The 18,198-nt window shown below is 54.8% G+C and carries 19 protein-coding genes; 15 read left to right on the top strand and 4 right to left on the bottom strand.

Annotation, left to right across the window (positions count from 1 at the left end):
* Positions 1–23 precede the first annotated feature (23 nt).
* The 3 genes from recF to dnaA are packed head-to-tail and all read right to left on the bottom strand — an operon-like array spanning position 24 to position 3,828.
* Positions 24–1,175, bottom strand: a complete 1,152-nt coding sequence (recF, locus tag G516_RS20540; RefSeq protein ID WP_036533753.1) for a DNA replication/repair protein RecF — start codon at positions 1,173–1,175, stop codon at positions 24–26.
* A 17-nt stretch (positions 1,176–1,192) separates the two neighbouring features.
* The gene (gene dnaN, locus G516_RS0101140; protein WP_028292093.1) at positions 1,193–2,293 is read right to left on the bottom strand and encodes a DNA polymerase III subunit beta; all 1,101 of its coding nucleotides are present in this window, start codon (positions 2,291–2,293) and stop codon (positions 1,193–1,195) included.
* A gap of 17 nt (positions 2,294–2,310) precedes the next feature.
* Entirely contained in the window at positions 2,311–3,828 is a 1,518-nt protein-coding gene (gene dnaA / locus G516_RS0101135; protein WP_407635445.1) for a chromosomal replication initiator protein DnaA, read from the bottom strand.
* 515 nt (positions 3,829–4,343) lie between these two features.
* Here dnaA and rpmH point away from each other — a divergent pair.
* The 5 genes from rpmH (at position 4,344) to mnmE (ending at position 8,308) form a co-directional block, all read left to right on the top strand.
* A complete protein-coding gene (gene rpmH / locus G516_RS0101130) occupies positions 4,344–4,478 on the top strand; it encodes a 50S ribosomal protein L34 (RefSeq protein ID WP_028292091.1) in 135 nt (44 codons plus the stop codon).
* A gap of 9 nt (positions 4,479–4,487) precedes the next feature.
* Positions 4,488–4,901, top strand: coding sequence for a ribonuclease P protein component (gene rnpA / locus G516_RS0101125; RefSeq protein WP_322785963.1), 414 nt, complete (start codon positions 4,488–4,490; stop codon positions 4,899–4,901).
* A complete protein-coding gene (gene yidD, locus G516_RS24220) occupies positions 4,864–5,157 on the top strand; it encodes a membrane protein insertion efficiency factor YidD (RefSeq protein ID WP_084644782.1) in 294 nt (97 codons plus the stop codon). Before rnpA ends, yidD begins: the two co-directional genes overlap by 38 nt.
* Before the next feature lie 2 nt (positions 5,158–5,159).
* Positions 5,160–6,809 carry a membrane protein insertase YidC gene (gene yidC, locus G516_RS0101120; protein WP_028292089.1) on the top strand — a complete coding sequence of 550 codons (1,650 nt, stop codon included), beginning with the start codon at positions 5,160–5,162 and terminating at the stop codon, positions 6,807–6,809.
* A gap of 104 nt (positions 6,810–6,913) precedes the next feature.
* On the top strand, positions 6,914–8,308 hold the full coding sequence (gene mnmE, locus G516_RS0101115; protein ID WP_028292088.1) for a tRNA uridine-5-carboxymethylaminomethyl(34) synthesis GTPase MnmE: 1,395 nt from the start codon (positions 6,914–6,916) through the stop codon (positions 8,306–8,308).
* Between the two features lie 420 nt (positions 8,309–8,728).
* On the opposite strand, the gene G516_RS0101105 is transcribed toward mnmE, so the two are convergent.
* Positions 8,729–9,265 (bottom strand): TetR/AcrR family transcriptional regulator, encoded by a 537-nt coding sequence (locus G516_RS0101105; RefSeq protein ID WP_028292087.1) that lies wholly within the window; start codon positions 9,263–9,265, stop codon positions 8,729–8,731.
* A 245-nt stretch (positions 9,266–9,510) separates the two neighbouring features.
* Between G516_RS0101105 and G516_RS0101095 the strand changes: the two genes are divergently transcribed.
* The 10 genes from G516_RS0101095 (at position 9,511) to G516_RS0101050 (ending at position 18,192) form a co-directional block, all read left to right on the top strand.
* Positions 9,511–10,302: a hypothetical protein gene (locus G516_RS0101095; protein WP_028292086.1), complete on the top strand. Its 792-nt coding sequence runs from the start codon at positions 9,511–9,513 to the stop codon at positions 10,300–10,302.
* Between the two features lie 449 nt (positions 10,303–10,751).
* Positions 10,752–12,653: a tRNA uridine-5-carboxymethylaminomethyl(34) synthesis enzyme MnmG gene (gene mnmG / locus G516_RS0101090; RefSeq protein WP_028292085.1), complete on the top strand. Its 1,902-nt coding sequence runs from the start codon at positions 10,752–10,754 to the stop codon at positions 12,651–12,653.
* A gap of 234 nt (positions 12,654–12,887) precedes the next feature.
* Positions 12,888–13,547 carry a 16S rRNA (guanine(527)-N(7))-methyltransferase RsmG gene (gene rsmG / locus G516_RS0101085; protein WP_051218809.1) on the top strand — a complete coding sequence of 220 codons (660 nt, stop codon included), beginning with the start codon at positions 12,888–12,890 and terminating at the stop codon, positions 13,545–13,547.
* A gap of 22 nt (positions 13,548–13,569) precedes the next feature.
* A complete protein-coding gene (locus G516_RS0101080) occupies positions 13,570–14,349 on the top strand; it encodes a ParA family protein (protein ID WP_036533744.1) in 780 nt (259 codons plus the stop codon).
* Between the two features lie 16 nt (positions 14,350–14,365).
* Entirely contained in the window at positions 14,366–15,286 is a 921-nt protein-coding gene (locus G516_RS0101075) for a ParB/RepB/Spo0J family partition protein (RefSeq protein ID WP_028292082.1), read from the top strand.
* Positions 15,287–15,565: 279 nt separating this feature from the next.
* Positions 15,566–15,925 carry an ATP synthase subunit I gene (locus G516_RS20535; RefSeq protein ID WP_245582591.1) on the top strand — a complete coding sequence of 120 codons (360 nt, stop codon included), beginning with the start codon at positions 15,566–15,568 and terminating at the stop codon, positions 15,923–15,925.
* A gap of 22 nt (positions 15,926–15,947) precedes the next feature.
* A complete protein-coding gene (gene atpB / locus G516_RS0101065; RefSeq protein ID WP_028292080.1) occupies positions 15,948–16,811 on the top strand; it encodes a F0F1 ATP synthase subunit A in 864 nt (287 codons plus the stop codon).
* 63 nt (positions 16,812–16,874) lie between these two features.
* On the top strand, positions 16,875–17,102 hold the full coding sequence (gene atpE / locus G516_RS0101060; RefSeq protein WP_028292079.1) for a F0F1 ATP synthase subunit C: 228 nt from the start codon (positions 16,875–16,877) through the stop codon (positions 17,100–17,102).
* Between the two features lie 71 nt (positions 17,103–17,173).
* Positions 17,174–17,644 carry a F0F1 ATP synthase subunit B gene (locus G516_RS0101055; protein ID WP_028292078.1) on the top strand — a complete coding sequence of 157 codons (471 nt, stop codon included), beginning with the start codon at positions 17,174–17,176 and terminating at the stop codon, positions 17,642–17,644.
* A gap of 11 nt (positions 17,645–17,655) precedes the next feature.
* Positions 17,656–18,192, top strand: a complete 537-nt coding sequence (locus G516_RS0101050; RefSeq protein WP_028292077.1) for a F0F1 ATP synthase subunit delta — start codon at positions 17,656–17,658, stop codon at positions 18,190–18,192.
* The last annotated feature ends 6 nt before the right edge of the window (positions 18,193–18,198 follow it).

Genomic DNA, 18,198 nt, shown 5'->3' with positions numbered 1-18,198 from the left:
TGGCTGGCAATTGAATGCGGGTATCAGCCCTGCGGCTCTTCTGCGTTTGCTTGATCAAGCCGGGGTTCTTCCCGGACCTCGCCGCGTTCCACGTGGAACACTTTGTAGTCAGACGGGCTCCAGCTTTCCATTAGCTGCCGCTTTTCAATACTGGTGATAAAGACCTGACATTTTAAATCTTCCAGCAGCTGGCATAAAGCCAAACGATGGCCAGAATCCAGCTCTGACGCCAGGTCGTCGACCAGATAAATGGGCGCAGTACCACAGTGCTGTTTGAATAGAATGCCTTGTGTCAGCTTCAGCGCCGCCACAACGGTTTTTTGTTGGCCACGCGACAGCACATCTGCTGCCGCCAGCTTATCGACCTTGATGCGCAGCTCGGCACGGTGCGGCCCGGATTGGGTGTAACCGACCTGCAAGTCGCGCTCTCGCTGACGGTTTAACACGTCAGCCAGATTGGAATCTTTTTCCCAGCCCGGGTAATAGGCCAGGCGCACCTGAATATTGGGATCGAGCGCCTTGAGGGTTTCTTCAAACCGCGGCACAAACTGCTCGATGTAATGAATCCGGTGCTGATGAATTTTTTCGCTGGCTTCCACGAAGCCGCTGTCCCAGGCGTCCAGCCAACTCTCTTCTTTTTGCTTCAGCACGCTGTTGCGTTGCTTCAGCACCTTGCGGAATACCCGCCACTGTTCGATAAATTCCGGCACCACATGGAACACACCCCAATCGAGAAACTGGCGGCGGTCTTCCGGTGAACCAACTAACAGGCGGAAGGTATTGGGTTCTATCACCTGTACGGGCAAATGCGTCGCCACATCCGCCTGCGAGGTCAGCACCGAGCCGTCAAAGCGGAACAGCACGTCGCCATTGCGCAGGCGCAGGCTGTAGAGTTCCTTGAGGTCTTCATCTTCCATATCCACAGCGCTGTTTTCGTCAGCGGGTTCCGTCGACAAACCACAGCGCAGCTCCAGCCGGTCGGCTTCATGCTTGATCAGCTGTTTGATCTGATTGGAACGGAAAGACTTGCCAGTCGACAGCAAGGCGATGGATTCCAGCAAGGAGCTTTTGCCACTGCCGTTATCGCCGTAGATAAAGTTCACCCGCGGGTGAGGCTGGAGGTCGAGTGGCGCAAGGTTCCTTACGCCACTGACAGAGAGTTGCCGAATCGGCATAGAAAGAGGTCCTGAGACTACAGACGCATTGGCATCACAACGTACAGGGAATCACCAGACTCCGGCTCTTCCAGCAACGCGCTGCTGTTAGCGTCAGACAGGGTCATTTTCACCTGTTCGGTGTTCAGTACCGACATCACGTCCTGCAAGTAGGATACGTTGAAGCCCATTTCCAGACCGCTGCCATCATAGGCAACCGCAAGGGATTCTTCCGCCTCTTCCTGCTCCGGGTTGTTGGCAAACACTTTCAGCAGATCCGGGCCCAGCACCAGACGTACGCCACGGTACTTCTCGTTGGACAGAATCGCGGTACGCTGGAACACCTGACGCAGTTCCTGACGGTCGGCCAACAGCACGTTGGAGCCGTTCTTTGGAATCACGCGGGTGTAGTCCGGGAACTTGCCGTCCACCAGCTTGCTGGTGAAGGTGAAGTTTTCAGTCCGGGCACGCAGGTGGTTGTTGCTGATCGACAGGGTGACGCTGTTCTCGCCTTCAGTCAGCAGCTTCGCCAGTTCCAGTACGCCCTTACGCGGTACGATGATCTGGGAGTGCTCGTCCGGGCCAGCCACATCCACACAACAGGTCGCCAGACGGTGACCGTCGGTGGCGACCGTGCGCAGGGAGTCAGCACCCACTTCAAACAGCATGCCGTTGAGGTAGTAACGAACGTCCTGTTGCGCCATGGCAAAGCTGGAGCGGTCGATGGCACGACGCAGCACTTGCTGTTGCATGGTGAACTGTTGTTCTTCGCCAACAGATTCAATGTTCGGGAATTCAGTAGCCGGCAGCGTCGACAAGGTAAAACGTGAACGACCAGAGCGTACATTCACACGCTGGTCTTCCAGCGCGATTTCAATCTGGGAGCCATCCTGCAAGGAACGGCAGATGTCCATCAGCTTCTTGCCGGGTACGGTAACTTCACCTTCAACCCCAACCTCGTCCAGGGTAACGCGACCGATCAGTTCCACCTCAAGGTCGGTACCTGTCAGAGACAGCTGTTGTCCACGCACTTCCAACAGTACGTTGGATAGCACCGGCAGGGTCTGTCGTTTTTCAACAACACCCGCTACCAGTTGCAGGGGGCGTAACAAAGCTTCCCTAGAGATTACGAATTTCATGGTTCTCCACTCAGGTCCTAGGTTGTCAGTGAACGCAGCAGATTCTTGTAGTCCTCAAGCACGTCTGCGTTGGTCTGTTGCAGCTCTTTTACTTTACGGCAGGCATGCAACACCGTGGTGTGGTCCCGACCACCAAAAGCTTCGCCAATTTCCGGCAAGCTGTGGTTGGTCAATTCCTTGCTCAAGGCCATCGCCACCTGGCGTGGACGAGCAATGGATCGGGTCCGGCGCTTAGATGATAAATCAGAGATCTTGATTTTGTAATACTCAGCCACGGTACGCTGAATATTATCAATGCTTACCTGGCGCTCTTGCAAAGCCAGCAGGTCTTTCAACGATTCCTTGATAAAAGGAAGGTCGATCTTGCTACCGGTGAACTGGGCGCTGGCGATCACTCGTTTAAGGGCACCTTCCAGCTCACGCACGTTCGAGCGAATACGCTGGGCCACAAAAAAGGCGGCGTCATCCGGCAAGTCTACACCGCTTTGCTCGGCCTTTTTCATCAGAATGGCTACCCGGGTTTCCAGTTCTGGCGGTTCAACGCCGACCGTCAGCCCCCAGCCGAAACGGCTCTTCAAACGTTCTTCCAGACCGTTGATCTCTTTTGGATAGCGGTCACAGGTCAGAATCATCTGCTGGCCGCCTTCCAACAAGGCGTTAAAGGTATGAAAAAATTCTTCCTGGGAACGTTCCTTGCCCGCAAAAAACTGAATGTCGTCAATCAGTAAGGCATCCAGCCCCCGGTAAAACCGCTTGAACTCGTTAATGGCGTTCAATTGCAGCGCTTTTACCATGTCCTGCACAAAACGCTCGGAGTGAACGTAGAGCACTTTGGCGTTGGGGTTCTTGGTTTGCAGGAAATTCCCCACGGCGTGCATCAAGTGAGTCTTACCCAGACCGACACCGCCATATATAAAGAGGGGGTTATAAGAGCCGCCAGCATTTTCTGCCACCTGGCGAGCCGCCGCCTGAGCCAACTGGTTCGACTTACCTTCAACAAAGGTTTTGAAGGTAAAGGAAGGGTTCAGGAACGAACGGTGCTTCAAACCACCTTCTACCTGCACTTCGCGACGCGGCGCCGGTTGCTTTGGCGCGGCCATCGCCGGCGCAACCGGTGCAGGTGCTTCTTCTATAGTATTGCTACCGTGACCAATGAAGTCATCCTGGATCGGCTCATCATCTTCCGCCCGCGCGCGGGTTTCAGCAAAGCTTGGCGCTTGTGGCGCAGCCGGGGCTGGCGGAGGGGGTGGCGGCGCGGTGCTGGCTTGTGGCGCACGGAACATCGGCTGGGATTCCCCTACCGTCAGATCCACGTGCGTCAGACGACCGCCATTCAGCTCAGAAAGAATTTCCTGAATGCGAGTCAGGTACTTGTCCTTGACCCAGTCCTTCACAAACCGGTTGGGTGCACTCAGCACCATGCGCTGGTTCTGCTCGGAAGCAATCAAGGGCCGAATCCAGGTGTTGTACTGCTGGGTTGGCAATTCATGTTCCAGATACCGCAAACACTCTTCCCACAGAGCCGTCACATACACCTCTTTTCACGACATAGCTTAAACGAGGCGCTAGTCTATCCAATGACTCCCACGTTATCCACAAGTTAAACAGAGATTTAATCAAAACCCAGTAGAAATGCGTATTCCAGAGCTGTTAATCTGTGGAAAACCGGAGCACAAATGGAATTTTCATCCACAAAAAATCGTGACGGGAAATGACCAGCCTACCAAAGCGCGCTTTTTTCCACCCCTTCCGGTCAGCTTAATCCCATTCTCATCACCGTAAACTGACAAGGTTTTGAAGATAAAAAATCCTTTTAAATCATGGCGTTAAATGACTTATTCACAGTCTTGGCGCGACATAACAGCAGCAACTTCAACAATCACTCTTTTTTCTCATCACCAAACATTGTTCATCAGTACTGAAAACTGTTCGAAAACCGCCAAATCGGTCACCAAAATTGGTTATAAATCCGCCATTGCCATTGGGGTCGCTTTCTCATACAATTGCCGCCCTTAAAAATTGACCCCAAAACTCAACCGGGTATCCGATTATGAAACGTACATTTCAACCAAGCGTTCTGAAGCGCAAGCGTAACCACGGTTTCCGTGCACGTATGGCTACCAAGAATGGCCGTCAGGTTCTGGCACGTCGTCGTGCTAAAGGCCGTAAGAGCCTGTCTGCCTAAGCGAGCTAAATGCTCCCGACCAACGGGTTATCAATGACTGAATTTGGCTTTGGCCGTGATGCCAGACTTCTGAAACCGGCTGAGTTCAAACGGGTTTTTGATAACACCGGGTGGCGCGGGAGTACTCCCCACTTGCTTGTCCTGGCTTCTTCAAACCAGCAACAGAATGCTCGTCTGGGCTTTGTGCTGGCCAAGAAGCAAATCAGACATGCGGTTGACAGGAATCGTGTCAAACGTCTGATTCGCGAATCCTTTCGACATCACCAGCATGAGCTTGAGTCCCGTGACTACGTGATTCTGGCCCGCTCCGGTGTGACGAAACTGGACAACCGTGAGTTACGTGAGATGATTGACGCCCTCTGGTTTCGACTGAAGCGACCCAATCATGGCAAGTCCGGTAACAAACACAAAAAGCGTCGTTAAGCTTCCCGCCAAAGCGCTTTTGTGGCTTGTCGGTGTGTATCGATACGCCATCAGCCCCTTGTTGCCCTCCCGCTGTCGTTTTTATCCGACCTGTTCTGCCTATGCGGTAGAAGCTATCCAGAAACACGGTGCACTCAAAGGCAGTCAGCTGACCGCCCGGCGTTTGTGCAAGTGTCACCCATGGGGCACCCATGGCGTTGATCTGGTTCCTGAACCGAATTCTTCCCCTTCCAACTGTTGTCAACGGAAACCCTGAACATGGATATCCGCCGTACGGTTATTTACGCTGGCTTGGCGATCACAAGCTACATGCTCTTCATCAACTGGAATAACGACTACGGTCACCATTCCACGGTTGATACTCCCATTGCGATTGAGTCTGAAGTCAGCTCTGACGCTCCGGTAACCGCCTCTTCTGCGGACACCGAGCTGCCTGCTGTTGCCAGCGATGCAGTGGCTCCGACCACCACCGCCAAGGCACCGAGTGGTGAGCTGATCACTGTCGATACCGATGTGTTGAAAGTCACCATCAACCCGAACGGTGGTGAAATCACCGAGGTGTTGCTGCCACAATTCCCGGTTTCCATCGACAAGCCAGACGTGCCGTTTGTGCTGATGGAAAACAACCAGCGTCGTACCTACGTGGCCCAGAGTGGTCTGATTGGGCGTGACGGTGTGGATACCGATGGCGCTGCGCTGTACCACGCTGAAACCAACCGTTACAGCCTGGAAGACGGCTCTGACGCGGTGGAAGTGGTGTTGTCGACGGAAACCGACAAGGCTCTGATCGAGAAAGTATTCACCTTCAAGCGTGGCGAATACCTGATTGACGTGCAGTACCGCATCCACAACCGTTCCGACAACGACTGGCGCGGTATTTTCTACGCCCAGCTGAAGCGTGACGGCTCTGCCGATCCATCCCAGAGCGGTGGTATGGGCATGCAGTCCTACCTCGGTGCGGCGCTGACAACCAGCGAAAACCGTTACGAGAAAGTGACGTTTGACGACCTGGAAGACGACAGCTTCAAAGCCGTTGAAGAAGGTGGTTGGGCAGCCATGCTGCAACACTACTTCCTGTCTGCCTGGGTACCGGCACAGGATCAGCAGCACACCTACAACGGCCGTTATGTGCGTGGTAACTACATCTTTGGTTTCTACGACCAGCCGCTGAACGTGGAAGCTGGTGAAACCGCGACCACTGGCGCCAAGCTGTACGTCGGTCCTAAGGACCAGGACAGCCTTGAAAACATCGCTGAGAACCTGAACCTGACCGTCGACTACGGCTGGTTGTGGTTCATCGCCCAGCCGCTGTTCCACGTGCTGACCTTCTTCCACAGCCTGATCGGCAACTGGGGTGTGGCGATTATCCTGCTGACCCTGTGTGTGAAGCTGCTGTTCTTCTACCCGTCTGCAATGAGCTACCGCTCCATGGCCAACATGCGTAAGGTTGCGCCGGAAATGCAGGCACTGAAAGAGAAGTACGCCGATAACCGCGAGAAGCTGGGTCAGGAAATGATGAAGCTGTACCGCGACAAGAAGATCAACCCGCTGGGTGGCTGTCTGCCAATCCTGATCCAGATGCCGGTTTTCATCTCGCTGTACTGGGTACTGATGGAATCCGTTGAACTGCGTCAGGCGCCGTTTGCACTGTGGATTCAGGACATGTCCGTAATGGACCCATACTTCATCCTGCCACTGATCATGGGTGCTTCCATGTTCATCCAGATGAAGCTGAACCCGACTCCGCCAGACCCGATGCAGGCGCGTGTGATGCAATTCATGCCAATTGTGTTCACCATCTTCTTCCTGTGGTTCCCGGCTGGTCTGGTACTGTACTGGGTAGTGAACAACATTCTGTCCATCGCTCAGCAGTACTACATCACTCGTCAGATCGAGCGCGAAGCCTGATTTCGTTTGCTTGATTGACCTGAAAACGGGAGCTTCGGCTCCCGTTTTTCGTGGTAAAACTGCGTTATCTGTTCCGCCATGCCGCAACGTCATTGAGGATTGCCATGATTGAGTCCATTCATCAGGACACCATTGTCGCTATTGCCACCGCTACGGGCCGTGGTGGAGTCGGCATCATTCGCCTCTCAGGGCCGCAGGCGCGTGAAATCGGCCAGGCTGTCATACAGCGTGAGGCAAAGCCGCGATACGCCCACTACGGGCCATTCACGAGCTCTGACGCCGTGGTGCTGGATGAAGGCATTGCGCTGTACTTTCCTGGCCCCAATTCGTTCACTGGCGAAGACGTGTTCGAACTGCAAGGCCACGGTGGCCCGGTGGTGCTCGATCTGCTGCTGAACGACTGTGTCGCGCGAGGTGCCCGGCTGGCTCGCCCTGGTGAGTTTTCCGAACGGGCGTTCCTCAACGACAAGATGGATCTGACCCAGGCCGAGGCCATTGCCGACCTGATCGACTCAGCCTCTGAACAGGCTGCGCGCTGCGCCCTGCGCTCGCTGCAAGGGGAGTTTTCCGCCCGGGTGCAAACCCTGCTGGACGCGCTGGTGCAACTGCGTATCTACGTCGAAGCCGCGATTGATTTTCCGGAAGAAGAAATCGACTTCCTGTCGGATGGCAAAGTCGAAGGCATGCTGCGCGATGCCCGTGCTGCGTTGGCGGATGTGATTCAGGCGGCCAACCAAGGGACCATTTTGCGCGAAGGCATGAACGTGGTGATTGCCGGGCGTCCCAATGCAGGTAAGTCCTCACTTCTGAACGCTCTGGCCGGTCAGGAACGGGCCATTGTGACCGACATTGCCGGGACCACCCGCGACGTTCTGCGCGAACACATTCACATTGATGGCATGCCCCTGCACATCATCGATACCGCGGGCCTGCGTGATGCGCCGGATGAAGTGGAGCGTATTGGTATCCAGCGCGCCTGGGACGAAATTCGCCAGTCCGACCGGGTGCTGCTGATGATCGACAGCACCAGTGCTGAAACCGATCCACAGCAGCTGCTGCATGCGCTGTACGACGAAAGCGGCCTGCAGCAGCAAACCGATGCCTTGCTGAACAGTGGCCGGATTACGGTGGTGCGTAACAAGGCCGACGTTTCTGGCGAACAGGTTGGCTTTGGCGACCGCGATGGCTTCCCAACCCTGACCCTGTCAGCGCGCTCCCGGCAAGGGGTTCAGCTGCTGCGTGAGCACCTCAAGGACGTGATGGGTTACGACAGTGCGTCGGAAGGTGGCTTCCTCGCCCGTCGTCGTCACGTCGACGCTCTGAACCGGGCGGCAGAGGCGCTTGATAACGGCATGCACCAGTTGTTAGGTATGGGCGCAGGAGAACTGCTGGCTGAAGATTTGCGGGCGGCGCAGAAAGCGCTGGGAGAAATTACCGGGGAGTTCAGTGCCGACGATTTGCTGGGTGAAATCTTCGGGTCGTTCTGTATCGGTAAATAAGGTCAGGCCACTGAAGGGCTATACCGATAAAGCGGATGTTACGGAGTAAGCGAATACTCACTCCGTAGCACTCGAATCAGGTGTGACGGCTGCGGCCAATCAGTTCCCTGAGCGAATAAAACACAGCTCTTCTTCACGGTCGTGATCGGCTGGAATTGAGGATACGGTGGTTTGCTCAGAGGTTTGTTGGCTGGTTTCCATAGTCTTGGGTAGAGATGCTCGTCAGAGGTTAAATGATGAACAAATTCTAACGCCAAAACCCACAGTCGATTTACCTGATCTTTTTCACAAGAACGGTGAAAAAACCAAAAAAGTGGAAAAATGAAAGACAGCTGCCCATGAATGCTGAAAGCACTGGACAGCTGTTCTTTTCAGGAAAGGCATTACTGAAATGGCTTTCAGAATCAGCCTGAGCAGGTGTTAAAGCGAGGCGATCCAGTCCTGTACGGCCGCCAGATTGACCGCATCGTTGCGAACCCGGTCGGCGACCAAAGCGCCTTGCAGGGACGACACCACCACCCGTGCCAGGGCTTCGCGGCCCAACGACATAAAGCGCACGTTAGCCAGCGACTCCAGCACCCATTCATACAAGGCATCGTAGAACTCATTGGTGGCAGCAAAACTGTCGGCCGTCAGCTCGTGGGTGCCCGCCGAATAGGCGCTTGCCATGCACTGGCGGTCTTTGGTGAAGTATTCAGTAAAGACATCGCACAGCACCTGCAGCCGTTGCTTGCCGCTGGTGCCTTCGGTGCGCTCTTCCAGCAGCTCGAAAAAGGCCTTCTGATAGTCCTTGATCAGCTCCAGCAACAAGGCGTCGCGGCTCTTGAAGTGGTAATGCACAGAGCTGGATTTAATGCCTGCTGCCTTGCCCATTTCGCGGAAACTCGCGGCAGCCAGGTTTTTGGTACAGATCTGGTCGGTCGCAATCGATTTCAGATGTTCTCTGGTGTCACTCATGGCCCTTCTCCCTGTGCAGAATATGATCAAAAGTCTATCGGTTGTTAGGAATTATGAGAACGCCCGGAAGTGGATTTTGTTCAAAAAATTAACAATTACCGACTAAAGTCCGAGCCAAAGCGGCCGTTGCTGTCTCTATGCCCTTGATAACGCCCTTGTCAGTGTCTGCCCGAAATCCTTGTGGTGCCGCTGCTGGCGGTGAATTTCTTGACTATGGTTAAGGGACTGAAACGGGAGCTTTACCTATGCGCTTGATCGCCTCCACTGCCCTGGCCTTGCTGTTGGCCGGCTGTATATCGGTCGACAACGACGATGACGTCACCAACGAGCTGGGCAACGAAGTCAGCCGTGAAACCCTGACCCTGAACGGCTTCTGGGATGGCCAGTTTGATCAGACCGGCGACCTGCGGGTACTGATCTACCAGGGCACGGTGTACGCACTGGATGCTACACAGGGCTACTACGGCACCATTTCGCTGGATGAAACCACCCAGATCGCGGTGATGGAGCTGACCTCCTACCTGATCACCGCCAGTGATGAAACGGCCTTGCACTACCTCGCCGATGGCACCACTCAAAGCTATGTGATGGAAGGTCTGGCCTACTCGACGACCACCAGTGCCGACACCCTGGTAGGCGACTACGAGAACGACACCAGCGCGGGCAATTTCCTGCTGTCGGACGACGGCACCTGGGACAACAACGCCAGTATTTCCCAGGTGGTTGGCCAGTGGAGTGCCGGGGATTACTCCCTGTACATCGAGCCGCTGGCCGGTACCGCGAGCTTGCGGGCGATTACCTCGGTTACCGGTGGTTGCACCTTTGATGGCTACATCACTCCGGTCGACAGCGACTTTAACCTTTACAGTGTGTCGATCACCGAACGTAAGAACTGCGACGACTACAACGCCAAGGATGTGCGCGGTTACGCGACCCTGACTGCCAATGGCGAGTTGGAGTTTTTCATCCGTGGTTCCGAGCTTGTTTACTACATGATTTTCTCTGCCGTGGCGGCAGATGACGAAACCGACGCCTGAGCGCAAGCCTCACCCCTCCTTCTTTCTTGAATCCATTTCCAGCGAAGCCCTGTTTTAACTGCGGCTCGCTGGCCTCTTTTTTGGGCGAATCTTACTTTTTCTTATTGACTGTTTGGTCAAAAATCCTGTTTTGGCTGTAGATAAGTCTGTTGAAAGATGTGGCAAACCCTTGTTATTGAGCGGTAAATTCTGGTGAAAACCTGCTTTCTGAAATTTCCGCTGTTTTTGAAACTGATTCTTCATTCTTGAGTTATAAACAGCCAAAACCCTTGAAATAACTGGGAAAATTTAAGTTATTCAAGGGTTGTGGAAAAGGTTATTTACAGCTTGTTTCAATGAATATCTGGTGTGGATGGTTGCTTTGTTCAAGAATTGCACAGCAAGCTATCTGTGTGCGGGGGAAGTTGGTATACTCCGCGCCCTTTTCCCCTTGAGTATGTGAGGTTGCAGTGGAATATCCCGTTCGATATGACGTGATTGTGGTTGGCGGTGGTCATGCTGGTACGGAGGCGGCCCTTGCGGCAGCCCGTGCCGGAAGCAAGACCCTGTTGTTAACCCACAACACCGACACCGTCGGCGTGATGTCCTGCAACCCGGCAATTGGCGGCATCGGCAAGAGCCATCTGGTGAAGGAAATTGATGCCCTCGGTGGTGCCATGGCGATCGCCACCGATCTTGGCGGCATTCAGTTCCGTACCCTTAACAGCCGCAAAGGTCCGGCGGTTCGTGCTACGCGTGCCCAGGCTGACCGTCAGCTGTATCGGGCGGCAATTCGCAACATCGTCGAGAATCAGCCCAATCTGGAGATCTTCCAGGCGGGCTGTGATGACCTGATCATGGATGGCGACGGTGTGGGTGCAACGGTGTGCGGTGTGGTGACTGACAGCCGGGTACGCATCCACTCAACAACCGTGGTGCTGACTGCCGGTACTTTCCTGGGGGGCAAGATTCACATTGGTCTGGAAAACCACGCCGGTGGACGTGCTGGGGATATCCCATCGATTGCACTGGCCCAGCGCCTGCGCGAGATGCCATTTGATGTGGGTCGTTTGAAAACCGGTACGCCGGCGCGAATCGACCGTCGCAGCGTCGACTTTTCCGTTATGCAGGAACAGTGGGGCGATACCCCTCTGCCCGTGATGTCGTTTATGGGGTCGGTAGACCAGCACCCGGAGCAGGTGTGCTGCTACATCACTCATACCAATGAAAAGACCCACGAGATCATTCGCAACAATTTGCACCGTTCGGCCATGTACTCCGGCAACATCGACGGTGTGGGTCCGCGTTACTGCCCTTCTATTGAAGACAAGGTGACCCGCTTCGCCGACAAGGACAGCCACCAGGTATTTGTTGAGCCGGAAGGCCTTAACAGCAACGAGCTGTACCCCAACGGTATTTCCACCAGTCTGCCGTTTGATGTGCAGATTGATTACATCCAGTCGATGCGTGGTTTCGAGAACGCCCACATTACCCGTCCGGGTTACGCCATTGAATACGATTACTTCAACCCTCAGCAGTTGAAGCACTCGCTGGAAACCCGCTGCATCAATAACCTGTTCTTCGCCGGTCAGATCAACGGCACCACAGGTTATGAAGAAGCCGGTGCCCAGGGTTTGCTGGCCGGCACCAACGCCGCCTTGCGGGCGATGGAAAAAGACCTGTGGGTACCGCGCCGTGACCAGTCCTATATTGGTGTATTGGTCGACGACCTGATCACCATGGGGACCAAGGAGCCGTACCGCATGTTCACCAGTCGGGCGGAATACCGTCTGGTGCTACGTGAAGACAATGCCGACCTGCGCCTGACCGAAATTGGCCGTGAGCTGGGTATTGTTGATGACGTGCGTTGGGCCGCCTTCTGTGAAAAGCGCGAAGCCATCGAGCTGGAATCCCAGCGCCTGAAAACCACCTGGGTGCAGCCAAAAACCGCCGAAGCGGAGGCGCTGGAAGGCCTGGGTGAGGCGGCGATTACCCGCGAGTACAACCTCCACGACCTGCTCAAACGTCCGGGTCTGACCTACGACCAGATCGCGACTCTTAAGGGTGAGCCGGCATCCGCTGATGCCCGGGTTGCCGAGCAGGTGGAAATTCAGGCCAAGTACGACGGCTATATAGCCCGTCAGTTGGAAGAAATTGAGCAGCTGCGTCGCTACGAAAACACCCGCCTGCCAGAGGATCTGGATTACTCGGCCATTGGTGGTCTGTCCAATGAAGTGAAGCAAAAGCTGCAAGACCTGCAGCCGGAAACCCTCGGTGTGGCCTCTCGCATTCAGGGCATTACCCCGGCGGCCATCAGCCAGATTCTGATTCATCTGAAAAAGCGCAATCTGGCCAACAAAACCGTCGCCTGAACCGTCACCTTAACGGCCACCTGAACCCCTGACGGCATCGGGTGGCCTATCTGAATCGACGGGATTGCAAGAATTCCGTCACAGTTCATGACGGCGGGTATGCCCTTTGTGCTAGTATCCGCCCCCTTTCGCGAATGGGTCGCAGCCTGCGATCCATTGTCCGACATTGGCAGTCTGTTGTTGTCGGTATTTCGCGCTAGAATCGAGTCTCTCCCCGAACCGGATAAAAGATATATGTCGCTGCTGGCTGGTATTTCTGAATCCATGCGTCGCCGCCTGATGGCCGGTTTGCAACGCATGCAGCTGGAACCCACCGAACAACAGGTTGAATTGCTGCTGGGCTACTTGTCCCTGCTGATCAAATGGAACAAGGCCTATAACCTGACCTCGATCCGTGACCCTGAAAAAATGGTCGATCTGCATTTGCTCGACAGTCTGGCAGTGGTGTCCTTCTTTGCCGAAGGCGAAAACATCATTGATGTGGGTACCGGTCCGGGCCTGCCAGGCATGATTCTGGCCATCATGTACCCGAACAAACGCCTGACCCTGCTCGACAGCAATGGCAAAAAGACCCGCTTCATGTTCCAGGCCAAAACCGAACTGGGTTTGACCAACGTGACCATCGTGAACGACCGGGTTGAGGCGTATCATCCACCAGAACCCTTCGATATGATTGCCAGCCGGGCGTTTGCCTCATTGCAGGACATGGTTAGCTGGTGTCAGCACCTGCGCGCTGACAATGGCCGCTTCCTGGCCATGAAAGGCCAGTTTCCGCAGCAAGAGCTGGATGCACTGCCAGCGGGATATGAACTGGAAGCCTCGTATCCTATCGAAGTGCCGGGTGTCGAAGGACAGCGCCATATGTTGCGTCTGAAAGCCGTTGATCAACACTGATATTTCTCCAGAGTGGCAAACTATGATTTTGGCGATCACAAACCAGAAAGGTGGGGTCGGAAAAACCACCACAGCCATTAACCTGTCGGCATCGCTGGCGGCGACCAAGCGCCGGGTGCTGCTGCTCGATCTGGACCCGCAGGGCAACGCCACCATGGGCAGTGGGGTTGATAAGTACTCGCTGGAAAACTCTCTCTACGAAGTGCTGACCAAGCGTTGTGAGATTGAAGACGCCATCGTGCCAGCAGCCGATGCCGGTTATGACCTGTTGCCATCGAACGCCGACCTGACGGCTGCTGAAGTGGAGCTGATCAACGTGATTGGTCGCGAACAGCGCCTCAGCAAGGCACTCGACCGGGTGCGTGACCGTTACGACTACATCCTGATCGACTGTCCGCCGTCGCTGAACATGCTGACGATCAACGCGCTGGTGGCATCCAGTGGTGTGGTGATTCCAATGCAATGTGAGTATTACGCCCTGGAAGGTCTCAGCGCGCTGATGGAAACCATTGATTCCATCAAGGACGCCTACAACCCGGAACTCAAGATTGAAGGCCTGTTGCGGACCATGTACGACCCACGCAACGGTCTGACCAATGAAGTATCGGCTCAGCTACAACAGCACTTTGGCGACCGTGTCTACGACACTGTGATTCCGCGCAACGTGCGACTGGCCGAAGCCCCCAGCCACGGCATTCCGGTATTGATGTACGACCGTAATTCCCGTGGTGCCATCGCCTATCTGGCGCTGGCGGGTGAAATGAATCGTCGCCATCGTGCAGTGGCCGCCACTGCCCAGTAAGACTACGGAACTAGATATGACCAAACGCAAACGTGGCCTTGGCCGAGGCCTCGATGCCCTGTTGGCAGGCAGCCAGGCGGTAGCAGACGAACCCGCTGTCGAGGTGGCCGAAGCCGCTGCGGCACCGGTAGCAGAACCCGAAGTCCGCAAGGACGGTGAACTGACCGAGCTGGCACTGGACGTGTTGCAGCCGGGCCAGTACCAGCCTCGTCGTGATATGGAGCCTGAAGCCCTCGAAGAGCTGGCGGCCTCGATCAAGGCCCAGGGTCTGATGCAGCCAATTGTGGTGCGTCGCCTGGCCGCAGACGACCAGCGCTTTGAAATCATCGCCGGTGAGCGTCGCTGGCGTGCCAGTCGACTGGCTGGACTGGACGTGATTCCGGTGCTGATCCGTGATGTGCCGGATGAAGCCGCCATTGCCATGGCGCTGATCGAAAACATCCAGCGCGAAAACCTCAATCCGATGGAAGAAGCCATTGCCCTGCACCGCTTGCAGCAGGAATTTGAGCTGACCCAGCAGGAAGTGGCCAAGGCGGTGGGTAAAAACCGCACCACCATCGCCAACCTGTTGCGTCTGATGAAGCTCAACCCGGACGTCAAGACGCTGCTGGAAAATGGCGACATCGAAATGGGCCACGCCCGTGCGCTTTTGGGGCTGGAAGGTCAGGCCCAGAGTGATGCCGCGGCACAAGTGGTCGCCAAGGCCTTGACCGTGCGTCAAACCGAGACCCTGGTGCGTGCTCATGAGCAAAAACAGCAGCAGGAACAAGCGCCCAAAGCCCGCCCGGATGCCGATGTCGAGCGACTGGAACGTGTGCTGGGTGAGCGTCTGGGGGCCAATGTCTCCATCAGCCATAACGCCAAAGGCAAGGGCAAGCTGGTGATCAATTACAGCAGTCTGGATGAGCTGGACGGCATTTTGGGCCACATTCAATAAGCTGGCATTGCAGGGTATGAGACCAAAGTGTCATGCCCTGCAGGCACATTTGTCCTTTTTTACCCCTTCCCCTGTCCGTAAAGCCCTGTAACCACGGCGCTGGCGCCGGATACCCCCTCCTTTTGTTGATCTGTCTCCCTGTCCAAAGCACTACGACCAAATAATCAACGTCAAGAACCGTAACTGGTTGAAGGGCAAAGGGGTTGCCCATATAATCACCGCGCTTTTGCATCGGCCTAAGCAGAAATCCAACAATGAAACGAGGTCGGTTTGTCTACTGTGCCGCGCCCGCCAGCGTATCGAATCGTCATCTTGCAACTGACGCTGGCCCTGATTTCTGCTTGTGTTGCCTGGATACATAGCGATGTAGCCGCCAGGTCGGCGTTAATGGGAGGACTCACCTGTGCAGTCCCCAACGCTTACTTCATCTGGCGCGCGTTCCGCTATAGCGGTGCCCGGTCGGCACCGAAAATCGTGCAATCGCTTTACCAGGGCGAAACCTGGAAATTTGTTCTCACGGCGCTGTTTTTTTCTGTCATCTTCATCCGCGTCGAAGACCTGAATGCACTTGCACTGTTTGCAGGATTTATGACGGTGCAGCTGGGCCATCTGGCCTCAGCAAAAGTCTCAAATTTTTAAACATCTGGATTGAGAGTGTACGATGGCTGGAAACTCCCAAGAGTATATTGCGCACCATTTAACCAACCTTACATTTGGCAAATTGCCTGAAGGTTATGTTCGTCAAGACCACGACGGTAACGAAACGGTACTGACAGAATCCACCTGGACCATGGCTCACAATGGTCAGGAAGCAGCGGATATGGGCTTTATGGCCTTCCACGTTGACTCCCTGGGCTGGTCCCTGGCAATGGGTATTCTGTTCTGCTGGTTGTTCCGCAAGGTCGCCAAGTCTGCAACGTCTGATCAACCAGGCAAGCTGCAGAACTTCGTTGAGTCTGTTGTGGGCTTCGTTGACGGCACTGTGAAAGAAACTTTCCACGGTCGTAACCCGCTGGTTGCGCCGCTGGCCCTGACTATTTTTGTCTGGGTTTTCCTGATGAACTCCCTCAAGTGGCTGCCGGTTGATCTGGTACCGAGCATCGCTCACGCCATGGGTCTGGAATACTTCAAGATCGTACCAACAGCTGATCCTAACGGTACGCTGGGTCTGTCGCTGGGTGTCTTCCTGCTGATTATCTACTACAGCATCAAGGTCAAAGGCATCGGTGGTTTCACCAAGGAACTGACGTTGACCCCGTTCAACCACCCGATTGCAATCCCGTTCAACCTGTTCCTGGAAGTACTGGGCCTGCTGACCAAACCACTGTCTCTGGCACTGCGTTTGTTCGGTAACATGTACGCCGGTGAAGTTGTATTTATCCTGATTGCATTGCTGCCGTTCTACATCCAATGGGGTCTGAACGTGCCGTGGGCTATTTTCCACATCCTGGTGATTCCGCTGCAGGCGTTCATCTTCATGGTTCTGACTATCGTATATCTGAGTCAGGCCCACGAAGACCACTAAGGCGAATCGACAGTTAAATTTAACCTGTAACAAACTTACTTAATCAAACTTTAGGAGTCTCAAATGGAACTCGTATACATTGCTGCAGCAATCATGATTGGTCTGGGTGCCCTGGGTACTGGTATTGGCTTCGCCCTGCTGGGTGGCAAGCTGATCGAAGGTACTGCACGTCAGCCTGAGCTGGGTCCACAGCTGCAAACCAAAACCTTCCTGATGGCAGGTCTGCTGGATGCTGTTCCAATGATCGGTGTTGGTATCGCGATGTACCTGATCTTCGTTGTAGCAGGCTAATCACCCGAGCGATCCAGTGATGGATCGTCTTGATGAAACCTGACCAACGAATTCGTAAGAGGTAAATCGCCGTGAACATGAATCTGACCATCCTGGGTCAATTGATTGCCTTCGCGATTTTCGTCTGGTTCTGCATGAAGTACGTCTGGCCACCAATTACCAGCGCCATGCAGGAACGTGAAAAGAAAATTGCCGATGGTCTGGACGCAGCAAACCGTGCAGAACGCGACCTGGAACTGGCCCAAGAAAAAGCCGCTTCCCAACTGCGTGAAAGCAAGGAAAAAGCGGCCGAAATCATCGAACAGGCTAACAAGCGTGCTAACCAAATCGTCGACGAAGCCAAAGATACGGCCCGCGCCGAAGGTGACCGCATTGTTGCCGCTGCTCAAGCTGAAGTTGAGCAAGAGGTAAACCGCGCGAAAGAAGCTCTGCGCAAGCAGGTATCTGAACTGGCCGTTGTCGGCGCAGCCAAGATCCTGGGCAAGTCAGTCGACGCATCTGCTCACGCTGATGTACTGAACCAACTGACTGAAGAGCTTTAAGCGAGGTTGCCATGGCTGAATTAACTACTCTCGCTCGGCCATACGCCAAAGCCGTGTTTGCTGAAGCACAAGAGAAGAATGCACTGGACGCCTGGTCTGACGATCTGGCCGTTCTTGCCGCCTACACTGCAGACGCAGATATGGCCAAGGTGCTTGAGCACCCTTCTCTGACTGCCAGCCAGCAAACACAGGCTCTGGTAGACGTATGTGGCGACAAGCTTAATGGCGCAGCCAAAAACCTGGTAAACGTTCTGGCCGAAAACAAGCGCCTGCCGTTGCTGACCACCATCGCTGCCATGTACGAAGAGTACAAGGCAGACCTGCAGAACTCGATCGATGTTGTTGTGACATCCGCGTTCGCACTGAGCGATGAACAGTCAGACAAACTGGCCCAGGCACTGAAAGCCAAACTGCAACGCGATGTACACATGTCCAGCGAAGTTGATGAGTCTCTCATCGGTGGCGCTGTGATCCGTGCAGGCGACCTGGTTATTGACGGCTCAATCAAAGGCAAGCTGTCAAAGTTGGCCGAAGCGATGAACTCCTAATTGAGG

The organism is Oceanobacter kriegii DSM 6294 (assembly GCF_000422845.1).
GTDB classification, from domain to species: domain Bacteria; phylum Pseudomonadota; class Gammaproteobacteria; order Pseudomonadales; family Oceanobacteraceae; genus Oceanobacter; species Oceanobacter kriegii.
This window is presented reverse-complemented; position numbering and strand designations above follow the sequence as displayed.

Bases quoted from the DNA above. Each gene is read 5' to 3' on its own strand.
- recF (WP_036533753.1), bottom strand. From the start codon at position 1,175: ATGCCGATTCGGCAACTCTCTGTCAGTGGCGTAAGGAACCTTGCGCCA.
- dnaN (WP_028292093.1), bottom strand. From the start codon at position 2,293: ATGAAATTCGTAATCTCTAGGGAAGCTTTGTTACGCCCCCTGCAACTG.
- rpmH (WP_028292091.1), top strand. From the start codon at position 4,344: ATGAAACGTACATTTCAACCAAGCGTTCTGAAGCGCAAGCGTAACCAC.
- rnpA (WP_322785963.1), top strand. From the start codon at position 4,488: ATGCTCCCGACCAACGGGTTATCAATGACTGAATTTGGCTTTGGCCGT.
- yidD (WP_084644782.1), top strand. From the start codon at position 4,864: ATGGCAAGTCCGGTAACAAACACAAAAAGCGTCGTTAAGCTTCCCGCC.
- yidC (WP_028292089.1), top strand. From the start codon at position 5,160: ATGGATATCCGCCGTACGGTTATTTACGCTGGCTTGGCGATCACAAGC.
- mnmE (WP_028292088.1), top strand. From the start codon at position 6,914: ATGATTGAGTCCATTCATCAGGACACCATTGTCGCTATTGCCACCGCT.
- G516_RS0101105 (WP_028292087.1), bottom strand. From the start codon at position 9,265: ATGAGTGACACCAGAGAACATCTGAAATCGATTGCGACCGACCAGATC.
- G516_RS0101095 (WP_028292086.1), top strand. From the start codon at position 9,511: ATGCGCTTGATCGCCTCCACTGCCCTGGCCTTGCTGTTGGCCGGCTGT.
- rsmG (WP_051218809.1), top strand. From the start codon at position 12,888: ATGTCGCTGCTGGCTGGTATTTCTGAATCCATGCGTCGCCGCCTGATG.
- G516_RS0101080 (WP_036533744.1), top strand. From the start codon at position 13,570: ATGATTTTGGCGATCACAAACCAGAAAGGTGGGGTCGGAAAAACCACC.
- G516_RS0101075 (WP_028292082.1), top strand. From the start codon at position 14,366: ATGACCAAACGCAAACGTGGCCTTGGCCGAGGCCTCGATGCCCTGTTG.
- atpB (WP_028292080.1), top strand. From the start codon at position 15,948: ATGGCTGGAAACTCCCAAGAGTATATTGCGCACCATTTAACCAACCTT.
- atpE (WP_028292079.1), top strand. From the start codon at position 16,875: ATGGAACTCGTATACATTGCTGCAGCAATCATGATTGGTCTGGGTGCC.
- G516_RS0101050 (WP_028292077.1), top strand. From the start codon at position 17,656: ATGGCTGAATTAACTACTCTCGCTCGGCCATACGCCAAAGCCGTGTTT.